Consider the following 12048-nt stretch of genomic DNA (forward strand, 5'->3'; position numbering starts at 1 on the left):
CCAAATCAAAATCCCGATACTTTACTTTTTACGTATCCCCTTCGTAGCAACCTTTTTACCTGTACCGGTAGCCGCGATCTTTTCGACAGGTTTACCGGATGAAGCGCGTTTCACCCGTTCGCCTTCCAAATACCGAACCACCGCATACTTGGCAGCGGCAATCGTCTCCCGGTTCACTTTTTCAATGACACTACCACGAGCCACGTCCTCGGTCGTACAATATCCCTCCAGAAGCAATAACTGTACGATCATATTATTGATATTCGTTTCTTCACTATATCCCTCTGCGACATACAACTGTTCCATATGTTCGGCGAATTCACACGCAAATTCCGGATAATTCGGCAAACTCATCAATTCCTCGAACGTCTCGCTGAAACTACTCAGTTCGATATTCAGATTGGGATTCACCAACAAAGGACTGAATTCTTTCTTCGGGTCTACAGGTACAAAATCCACCAGATTACTCATATCTACCTTACGGTCGATATCGTCCATCCGGCGATAGTCGGCTTTCTTCATGTTCTCCAGCTGATAGATAAAGAAATTATATCGCCACAATTCCGAACTATTCATTTCTCCTTTGAAAATAGGACGATATTTCTCGTTCAGCAGGCGTTTCACGCAAATTTTCCCTTCATTGATTTCCGGGCGGGTAATCCGTACCTCTTGAATCATCCGTTTCAGCTCCATAGCGGCTTTCTGAGGTCCGGTAATCTCCCGGCCTTTCTTGCCGATCTCCGTTGAAAGCATACCACATTGAATATTCCGGGCTTTCCCCTTACCGTCGCTCCCTCCGCGCATGATTTTCACCAGGTTCATCACCGATTCCAACTGTCCTTCCTCAGCAATAAACGGTTGCCCTCCCGGAGTACTGGCCAGAGAATCGAAAATCGCACTGAACATCTTCCGGTCGATCATCATTTCCCGGCTTTCTCTTTCCCCATACGATACGGTAGCAATAAACCGGTTCTGTATCATATCGAAAGAGACCGTTTGGATGGTATACCCAACCCCGTCCCGTTTAAACTGCTTACCGCCGAAAATCTGACCGACTACTTCCGTAATATCGATCTTATCCAATAATTTGAACGAAGAAGCCAGATAATATTGCTTTTCATTTTCTACATAATCCCAATCTAAAATATCATCCAGATAATTACCATGACGGGCAATCACATCTACAATATTCTTATCTGCCGTATAACGCTTCAAGGTACGCTGGAAATTAGGACCATCCTGACTGGTCGCTTTCTCTTTCCTCTCCCCATGGGCATCCATATACAACAGGAAATTTTCAGGATTGTCCACCCGGGTTATACCTGCTTCCTCCTTCGAATAGTTTCCGGCACTCAGCATGATATCGATCTTATAAGGCATCGTGATATCACACATACCGCTCACCGTGCTCCGGGAATTGAGATCTTCGACATTACTGTCGGCACTACTTTCGAACAGATACTTATAATACTTGATATAATCCGGGTCGAAATCCGTCGTCCGCGAGAAATCACCGACCTCTGTACCGATCCCATACAGATTACCTTCGGCATCCTGAAACTCATGGAACATATCGCCCGCAATCAGTTTTACCGAACGGACCCCCTCGAGGTTATTCCGCAACCATTTCAGGATAAAAGCGGCGATCATTTCCGACTTCCCTACCCCACTATCCCCATTGATCTCGATAACAAAGATACTACCGTCGTTTTCTTCCACGGCAAACAAAGAACCGTGACGCGGATTACCGCCGATCTCTTTAATTTTCTCATTGATCACCGTCAGACGTGGTTTCTTGACATCCCCGAAATAATCTACCTTCTGTTTCAACGGCGTAACGATCGTCTTGATGTTCCCGTTCGGCCCCGGTATATCGAAATACCCGATCTGCGGGAAAGAAATCAGCTTTTCGGGAGCCCCCAGGAAACTGATCACATCCGGGACGAACCGGGTGATATCTTCGATCGGAATGTCTTCGGTATAATTCAGCCGGTAGTTATCGGTCAGGTATTTCATATATCCCTTCTGGAAAATCACCAGCTCCTTCACCATGCCATGTTTCACCACCTTACAGCGATAATCGTCCGAATCCATATTGGCGATAAACCGGGCCAAACGACCGATAAAAAAAGACGAATCGGGCCGCAAATCCAATAGCTTCAAATAATCGTTCGGTCCTGCCTCCCCAAGCCGCTTTTTCGAAATAGTCCCCGGACGATCCACTTTGTGGAACGGATATTCCCGTTTCTTAGCATCCGTAACGATACGGGTATGCTCCTGCACCGGCTGCTCGGAAGAAATGACACCGCATTTCTGCATCAGTTCGTTGATCCAGGCGATCCGTCCATCTTCGAAAGTCTCCAGCACCTTATTCTCCATTTCAAAATCTTTATAAATAGAAATACCGTGCTGTACCATCTCGTTGACACTGGAATTTTGTTTCATAAAAGCCGTCTCCACCAGCCGGACCATCGTATGGGTATAACGTTTGTAATAATCGGTTCCTTTTGTCCGCTTGATCATGCTGATATAGAACAACACCACTTTCCGGCTCACCCGGTGGATCTCTTTCTCAGCCACCTTAATATCCCGGCGCCGCATGATATAATCGTTGATTTCCTTCAATTGGGTGGGTAATATCTCGGTGATAAACTCCTCTGTAAACATCTTCACCTCCCTGTCCGCACAAGCTCCGATCTTATCGCTGAAATACTTCAATTTGGCCGATACCAGCCGATAGAAAGAATGATCGTTATGTAATAAATACAGAAACAGGATCTTATCGGTTACCGGCAAATTTTCTTTGTTCATCCCCGAAGCGATCGAATCCATCATATACCCCATACACTTCTGAGCCAGCAACGTCTCTTTAAATTCGGGCAGAGCGCGGAGACGGTTGATAAATTCATCTACCCAGATTTGCAGGTTCAGGTCACTCAACCGAATACCGGTGATTTCCTCGAATGTTTCTCCGGCTACCCGGACAATCTCCTTGCGGCTGGGTTCGAGGCTGTCTTTTTCAAACGGCAGATTGAAATGCAATAAAATTTCCCGGATATATTTCTTGATAATCACATTGATTCCTTCCAATTTCGATTTATCCAACTCCGGATTTCCGGTTGCATCGATAGCTAAAATCTTCACTTTACTATCCGAGAACAGAAGATGCTCCATTTCAATCAGAATTTCCCGCATCACATTTTTCTCCATCGGATCGTCCAGTACATTATAGTTGGGCTGGAACGTCTTCTTATTAGTGATATATTTCAGGATCACCGCCTTACTGTATTTCGAACTTACCGTATTGAAATCCAGGTCGGCAATGGCCGGCACTTGCTTATAAATCTGTGCCAGTAAATTTTCATATACCTTCGTAAAAGCAGCACTCCGGATAAACTCGAATACATCCCGGCAAGAACCGATCTTGTCGCCATGTAATTCGATGACCGAATTTACCGACCGGTCGATCGTCGTAATGCTCACCCCGCTACGCTCGGGAGAGGCATGGTACAAGGTCCGGATATCACGGATCTGCAAAGAAGGCGCTTTGTCTTTCCGGTATTTAGCGGATAAAGGATAATCGCCGATAATCGTATCGATCAATTCCTGAATTTTAGTATAAGCGAAAATCTCATCCAAAATCGTATGGCTTTCCACCTCCTTATAAGCCGCATCCAACCGCTTAGCCGCAAACAGTGTCCAATATTTCATAAAAATGGTAAAACCGTCTTCCAGTTCATATTTAAACACTTGCTTACTCTCCTCGGTATCGGCAAGAAAACCTCCGATAGCAAAGCGGACCAAACCGGTAGGATAGGGCACAGCAGCAATCCCCCGGTGTAACGCCAGATATTGGCAGAAACAAAGCAGATCGGCATAAGAAAACCCTTCCCCCACCCGGAAGTTAAACAAATAAGAACCATCCGAAGGCAACCAACTGACTTCCGTCCCTTCGAATTCAGCTACAACCCGTTGAGCCACCTCTTTTGCCCAACTCATCCGTAACATCGATTCTGAACGGAAATTCTTATTCACCCGGAAACGGTTCAGATTTTCCACCAACCGTCTCTGGTAATAAACGAAGAAAGGTTCGTTATGGTATTTAAAATCGTCCGGCAGGGCCAATATATCCAGTTTATCCAAAGCTACCAGCTCATCCAGCAGGAACAGGTACAACGGGCTACCTTCAAATCCGGCGGTCTTATGCAACTGACGGTTTGCAACACTATTGGCGTTCGATTTTTCAATCCGTCCGATCTGTTCATTGATAAACCGGATCAGTGTCTCTTTGATCTTAAAGCGGGAAGCATTTTTCGGTAACTCGCTTTCCAGCGTATCTTTTATTTTTTTAGCTACCTGTGCCGTCTCCAGCAAATTATTCAACATCAGTAAAGAGTTGTTATTGCCGTGCGAACAGGAATTCAGCTGACGCACAAAAGCAGCGACCGCAGCAGCCTGAGGGGTCACCGCCAAAGCCCCTAACCGATCGCCCGTAGCCGACAAATTCTTGGTGGTCGATAACGATGATACCGCCCGGATATTGGCCTGGGCATTGATATTATTGATGATATACCGCGAGATCGTACGCCATTTCGGCATATGTTTATCCGTAACCTTCACACTGTCGGCATAAGCTTCGTCGAGAAAAAGAGTAATCTTACAAGTATTCATCAGTTTCAGGAACGAATTCAAAGCTTCGGTATTGAAATCCGTATAACCGGTCGGATTATTCGGATCGTTGATCAGAATCGTCGTATTCTCACAAAACAAATCCCAAAGGCTGCCACTATCGTCGAATAAAGCCAGCGTCGATTTGATACGGAGTAATTTATCCGTCAGCCGTTCATAAGCTAAACGCCCGTCAGGCAAATTCTCGATTTCGATATCGAAAGGATTGATATCGAAAGTATCGTCAGGCAGTAAATCCTTATATTCCCAAGCCTGCATCGCATTGTAAATAATATAAGGTTTCGGCTTTCCGTTGGGATGAAACAACAGATCCCGGATAATCATCTGTACCGAATCGGAAACCGAAGTCTGTTCCAGATTGCCTAAAGCCGATAAGAATTCTTTCACGATTTGCTGATCCTCCACAGGCAAGGCCCGGTATTTTTCCCGGATCCCCAGGTCATTGAGGAAATTATCGTAACGGCCTTTATTGTTAGCATCATTATCTATCTTCGTGATATAAGCCTGATATTTCTCTAAAAACAGGTTGATGCCGAAATTCTTATGAAAGTGATTCTTCAGGGTACGTTCATAATTGCTGGGGATAATATTCAGGATCAACCGGCAAGCTTTATACACCTTATCTTCCAGTCGGTGCAAAGGCTTTTGCAACAGATAACGTCCATAAGTACGGATCTGGTTGCGTCCGCCGCCTTCCAATACACTCAACACCTGAATCTGGGGGCAATCCGAATAAAAGTATTGCCGGATCCGGCTTTCGAATTCATCGATCAATTCACGGGTTTGTGCCTGCCGTTTTTCTTCTTTATGGCAATTCTCCAGAAAATAAATAAAATCCCGTAATTTTTCCAGGGAATATTTATCCTGAACGATCTTCCTGGAGAACATATCCAGTTTAAACACATTCAACCGTTTCACCGCATCCCCGGTAGTCCCGATCTGTTCGGTCAGAATCTGATTGATCTCTTTCTCGTAGGCTTTGATTTGCAGCTCGATTTTTTCCCGGAATTCTGACAGGAAAGAGGGATTCACATTTTCCAGAATCAACCGCAAGTTCAATTGCGTATTGGCCGGAGAACCCAATTTCTTGGTATGTACCTTATTCAGTGTATGGATAATCCCGTTATGAAAACAGAACACCAGAGAGGTATTGGAACTCCTCGATTCCCGCGAATCGTCGACAATCACCAGACGGGTCAGCAGAGGAAACCATTTTTCACCGGAGAAAGGATTCACCCGCATATGCCGGGCTTTCACCACAAAGACCGAGGTTGTATCCACCCTCATCTGTTCGAACAATTCTTCGGTAGAAGGATTCTCCAACACTTGTACACTATTCTTACCGAATACTTCTCCCCGGAGCAGACTGACCGCTTTATCGGCATTTCCCGAAACCACCGTCGTAATCATACCGTTCAGTCCCTTGAAATTCACCGCCCAACGCATCCGGTTGAGAAAGTCGGCCTTCTCAGCCCCGGTTGTATAATGGGTACTCTGGCCGATCATCTGCTCCAAAGTATCCATCAAATAATTCCAATGCGCTTCGTTCAGGTCACCGGTCACCCCGATCACATCCCGGTATTTCCGCAAATCGCGTACCTGCCCGCCCAATTGTACCTGGGAGATAAACTCGATATGGCTACTGCGCACAGGAGGAGTTCCTACCGAAAAATCATGAGTGTCTTTAATATTTTTCAAGAGAACTCTGGAATCAGGACTTACTGCTTCGGTATCCAGGAACTCATCGATCTTCTTCATAAACTCTCCCCGCCTTCCACTCAATTCGAAAGCTTTGGAAGGATGATGCGGACAAAGCATCAAAGCAACATCCGTATATCCCGGAATATCTTCCCGGAACTTCAACAAATAACGGTTGATCTCCGACTGCTGGACAGCCGGGTCATCGGGTTCTTCAAAACAAAGCTTCACAAAACTGGTCAGATTGTCATAAATATGACGCGGCAAAAAAATCTCTGCCCGTTCCCCTAACGATTCGTAAAGATTCAGTAATTGTCGGGCCTCATTACTCAGAAATGCCCTCGGTTCTCCTTTGATTTTCATTGTATGGTTTTAATTTCTACTCTTTTTTTCATGACAAAACCGGTCAGTTCGAACCTCTTCACTTTTATCGCAAAAAAAAGCCCGCCTTTCAGCGAGCTTCTTTATTCTATTATATTTTCCCCTATGCCAACAGAAGCCCGCAACGTAACTTTACGTTTAAAATTATTGTCCGTCAACTTCATCATTACAGTCATCATAGGTTTCTGTCTTTCATATTTTCAGGTACAATATTAAGAATTAATATACGAAAACCGGCCGGTTTGTTAAAGAAACGTGAAAATTTTAAAGGGAAACGTTTGAGTAAACTTTCCTTCCAACAACTGTATAATATTTAACAATAAAGGACGGAGACGGGGGTACCGGGCTATTTTCCGACAAAAAAGAGAATCGCAATAAAATCCACTTTATCACGATTCTCTCTTCAACCACAAAAACTCAGTCCTGAATCAGGCCATCAATTATTCCCCGGATTTTGTTCCATCAACTTATTGGCATTGATTTCGCTCGAAGGGATCGGATAAATCCGTTTATAAGGCAAATTGGCTTTATACAATTCGGGATCGGCGGCAGTAGCCATTTTTTCAGCCACAGCCCGATTGGTTTCCAGAAGTTGATCCACTCCCATCCGCCAGGTAGCGTACCATTCATGCCCATTCTCGAACCCCATTTCCAGTATCCATTCCTGATAGATCGTCTGTAATATATCGGTCACTCCCGTAATAGCCGGTAATCCATGACCGGAACGTAAAGCATTCAGGGTAGCCAAAGGATCTCCTTTCCCGGTACGGGCTTCACATTCGGCTTTCATCATATAAATCTCTGAATAACGCATCAGGTAAGTGGGCATTGTTCCTTCTGCATTCGAAGCTTTCCGAATCGTCTGCTGAGGTCCGAAAACATCCCCGACTCCATTTTTCAGGATAACCGTTTTCCGGGGATCGTCCCCGACCAGTTCCATAAAAGACTCCGTAGGTCCCCATTTCCCCTCATTATAATACGCCTGTACCCGCGTGGCCTGATATTTCACTTCATCTGTCCCTGCAAATCCCCGGGTATAGATCAGCTCCTGATTAGAAAAATCGGTAAAAACAGCCGAATAGGGGGCCACCAATGCCCGTTCTCCGTCACCGATAAACGTATTGGCAGCCTCTAAAGCCTCACTGTATTTCCCCATATAGAAAAGTACTTTCACTTTAAGAGCCTTGGCAGCCATTTTCGACGCAAAATCCGAAGAAGTAAAATCCGGGGCGTTCGATATAGCATACTCGATATCCTTCAGGATAAAATCATACGTCTGCTGAACCGTCGAACGGGCTTTATAAACATCATCGGAAGTAGGGGGAGTCTCCCGGATGATCATCCCATATTTACTGTCCAATTTATCATATTCCCCGAACATCCTCAACAAATCGAACATATACCACCCCCGCAGAAACCGGATCTCTCCCATCATGGTGGTTTTCCGTCCATCGGTAAACAGATTATCGCTCATTCCTTCCAAAACAGCCAGTAATTTCGTCGACGAATTGATAATCGTATTAAAAGCATCCCAAAAAGGAGTATATGCCGCCCCCACCAGATTCAGTTCCGGCAAACGGTTTTCGATATAATAGATACTCACAACCACGCCGGGATTGTCGTTTCTTTGCAAAATACCGGCAGTCATTGCATGATTTCCGATCGACATATAAGACTCATACCCGATCTGTTCACCATAAATACCGGTCAAAGCGGTTTCTGCCGACTTTTCATCCGTAATCGCATTATCAGGAGTCAGATTATGCGGAGGCTCCTGGTTCAGGACGTCCGTAATCTGGCAGGAAAACAGCAGACTACCGACCATCAAAAGGATAAATATCTTTTTCATAAGCATTCGTGCTAATAATTAAAAATTAAGTCGTAACCCGATTGTATAAGAACGGACACCCGGATAAATATCACTATCGTAATTTCCTCCGTAGTTAGCCGTAGCACTACCTACCGTCGCCGGATCGATTCCCGGATAGCGGGTGATAGTGAAAAGATTGGCGATAGCGAAATATACCTGTCCCCCTTTGTAATACCTGGCATCCCACAATACCGGCAAATTGTACTGGATCCGCAAATGCGACAGCTTCAAATAAGAAGCTTTGTGTACTTCCAGATTATTCGTCGCCGGAACCGGATCGTCGACATACAAAGCCGGTAAACGGGAAGACGTATTCTGTTCGGACCAACGGTTGTAAAGGTTATAATCGATCAGGTTGTTCAACGAACCGGAAATATTTTGCAAAGTATTGTTATACAAGCGTTCTGCACCTACCGAATAATTGAACATCAGATACAGGGATAAATCTTTCCAGGACACATTGGAAGAAAATCCCCCCTGAAATTTCGGTTCCGGATTAGCAATGATCACCCGGTCTTTCACGCTGATATGCCCGTCTCCATTCACATCCCGGTAAATAATCTGTCCCGGTTTGGTCTCGCTGCTATAATAATAAGTGGCAGTCCCGTTACTCAGCTCCTGTGCCTTTTTATTATATTCCTCGATCTGTGTCCAGGACTGGAATATACCGTCGGTCTGGTACCCCAGAACAGCTCCCACCGGATGTCCTTCGGCCAGTACTTCGGTACCGCTTCCCTGTACCACACCTTTACCGGCCCAGTCCTGTGCTCCTTCGGATACCAAAGATTTCACCTTATTGCGGTTAACGGCCAGATTAAAAGTAACGTCCCATTTCACCTCCGTCTCCCTGAAAATCTTTGCATCGACGATCCACTCGAATCCCTTATTCTGTACCCGTCCGACATTTTTATACATCCCGCTGAAGGGTTGCAGTGAAGTCGGAAAATCGATATACCACAACAGGTCGTTGGTGTTCTTATAATACCAGCCGATAGATCCGCTCAACCGGTAATCCAGCAAAGCATAATCGACAGCGATATCGAATTGCTTGGTCCGTTCCCAGCGCAGATCGTTATTTCCCAGGGTTGTCGGGATAATTCCCGGTTTTCCCAGAAAATCGTTCGGGCCATAAAGATCCTTATTGTTATAATTACCGATATTCTGTGTTCCCGTCACTCCGGCCGAAAGCCTTAATTTCAATTCGTTCACTTCTTCAATATCCTTCATGAAAGGTTCCTGATCGATTTTCCAGGCAAAAGCCCCCGAGGGGAAAAAACCGTATTTATTGTGCGAACCGAATTTCGACGAACCGTCGAAACGAGCCGTAAAAGTGAAAAGATATTTTTCCATCAATTGGTAGTTAAACCGTCCGAAGACCGAAATCAGTCCGTTTCCGGACGAATTCCCGCTTACATCGTAAGGAGTTGTAGCGCTACTCAGGTTATTCAAGATTTTGTCCATCGGAAAATCGACACCGGTAGCACTGAAATCACCTGCCTTGTAACGCTCGAACGAGACTCCGAACAAAGCATCCAAAGCATGTATCTCCTTAAATGTCTCCTCATATTTCAATGTATTATCCCAAAGGGTACGTACCGATTCGTTACTTCCCCGTACAGCTTTACCGGTATAATTGTTATAATAATTACCTTCCTGTAAAAAACTGGGATAATATTGGTGGGTGAAATTAAAGTTCTTAGCTACAGAGAAAGTTGAACGAAAACGAAGTCCCGGAATAATCTGGGCCTCTCCGAATACCGTCCCATTAAACCGATAAACATCGTTCCGGTTGGTAATCTTCGTTTTGGCCACCGGATTATCTGTCGTACCGATCTTATAATAACTACCGTCCTCTGCATAAACCGGGACATCCGGACGAAACTGTTTGATCTGCCACAACCCTTGTCCTTCCTGGGATTGATCGGTATACGCAAAACTTACATTGGTACCGAATTTCAATACCGAAGTCACATCCCAGTCCAGGTTGATCCGCCCGGTATACCGTTTCAGGTCATCCCCTTTCAATACTCCATTTTGGAAACTCATCCCGAAGGAAGTAAAATATTTCAGTCTTGAACTTCCTCCCCTCACCGAAAGCTCCACACTGTTCGTTGAAGCTTTCTGTGACAATAGTTTATACCAATCTGTATCGGCATCCTTCAGGATAGTCCCTTCTTTAATACTCAAAGCCGTTTCATTGGTCGGATCCACTTTTAACGTATTGATTGCAGCATCCATCATGACATTCCGGAATTCATTCGCATTCAATATGCTGAAATTCTCTATCTGGGTATCGAAATTGGTAAAATACTTCAGATTCAGCTGAGGCTTTTCATTCTGTATCCCCCGTTTGGTTGTAATCAATACCACGCCATTAGCGGCCCTCGACCCATAAATAGCCGCTGCCGAAGCATCCTTCAATATATCGATCGACTGAATATCGTCCGGGTTTATGGCGATCATATCGGCTTGTTCGGCCGGAATACCGTCGATCACATACAAAGGTTCATTGGTACCTTCCAACGAAGTGGATCCCCTCACCCGGATCTTCACCGGTTCACCGGGTTTCGCCGAAGCCATAGACACCTGAACCCCCGGCGCTTTCCCCTGCAAGGCAGAAGCGACATTCATCACCGGTTCCTTTTCCAGATCAGCAGCCCCGACAGAAGATACCGAACCGGTTAAATCCCTGAGCCGGGTAGTACCGTACCCGACCACCACGACCTCGTCCAGCTTCCTGGCTTCCGGCTTTAAAGTAAAATTATAAACCCCGATTCCCGGCATAATCGTCTTCTCCGCCTCTGAATAACCGATAAATGAAGCACTCAACGTCTTCGCCTCAGGGTTTATCCGCAAGGTATAATCTCCGTTGACATCGGTAGCCACTCCTACCATAGTCCCCTTTATCCAAACATTCGCCCCCACAATCGGAGCTCCGTTCTCATCCGTTACCTTACCGTGAACAACCCGCAACGTTTCCGCAGTTTGTTGTTTGTCCCTACTGCCCGGAACCCTAGCCACCGACTGTCCGGGAAGCAATAAAAGCCATACCATTCCGAAAGCTACAGATAGCCATATCGACCAACCTCCGTGTCTTCCTTTCAAAACCGTTTTCTCCATTTCTTGTCTCATAAATTTTCCAGGTTAGAAAGATTCGTTTTTTCACTAGTATTCGCATTTTTTATCAATAAGGTTTGGAAAATCATCGACAAAAAATTCCCTTATCCGTCACCGGACAAGGGAACCCCTTTTTTAGCTTTTCTTTCCTACCGCTAACTTATAGCTTCTTCGATTACTCTTTTAAAATCCATTTTCACTTCCTGCAAATTTTTTCCTCCATAGGTCAGGGATTTTTCACCGACCCGCACAATACCGAAAATCATCTTTTCTTCCTCGTCATACTCCTCATA

At 45.2% G+C, this 12048-nt stretch carries 3 protein-coding genes; all 3 read right to left on the reverse strand.

Annotated features, from left to right (window positions below):
* Positions 1 to 21: 21 nt before the first annotated feature.
* Positions 22 to 6750, reverse strand: a complete 6729-nt coding sequence (locus AC5RDS_RS16100) for an aminotransferase class I/II-fold pyridoxal phosphate-dependent enzyme (RefSeq protein WP_195328831.1) — start codon at positions 6748 to 6750, stop codon at positions 22 to 24.
* 454 nt (positions 6751 to 7204) lie between these two features.
* On the reverse strand, positions 7205 to 8617 hold the full coding sequence (locus tag AC5RDS_RS16105) for a RagB/SusD family nutrient uptake outer membrane protein (protein ID WP_162609993.1): 1413 nt from the start codon (positions 8615 to 8617) through the stop codon (positions 7205 to 7207).
* An 18-nt stretch (positions 8618 to 8635) separates the two neighbouring features.
* Positions 8636 to 11770 carry a SusC/RagA family TonB-linked outer membrane protein gene (locus tag AC5RDS_RS16110; protein ID WP_195328830.1) on the reverse strand — a complete coding sequence of 1045 codons (3135 nt, stop codon included), beginning with the start codon at positions 11768 to 11770 and terminating at the stop codon, positions 8636 to 8638.
* Positions 11771 to 12048 lie beyond the last annotated feature (278 nt).

Source organism: Odoribacter sp., assembly GCF_985060555.1.

Coding starts and splice junctions, on each gene's coding strand:
- AC5RDS_RS16100 (WP_195328831.1), bottom strand. CDS start 6,750: ATGAAAATCAAAGGAGAACCGAGGGCATTTCTGAGTAATGAGGCCCGA.
- AC5RDS_RS16105 (WP_162609993.1), bottom strand. CDS start 8,617: ATGAAAAAGATATTTATCCTTTTGATGGTCGGTAGTCTGCTGTTTTCC.
- AC5RDS_RS16110 (WP_195328830.1), bottom strand. CDS start 11,770: ATGAGACAAGAAATGGAGAAAACGGTTTTGAAAGGAAGACACGGAGGT.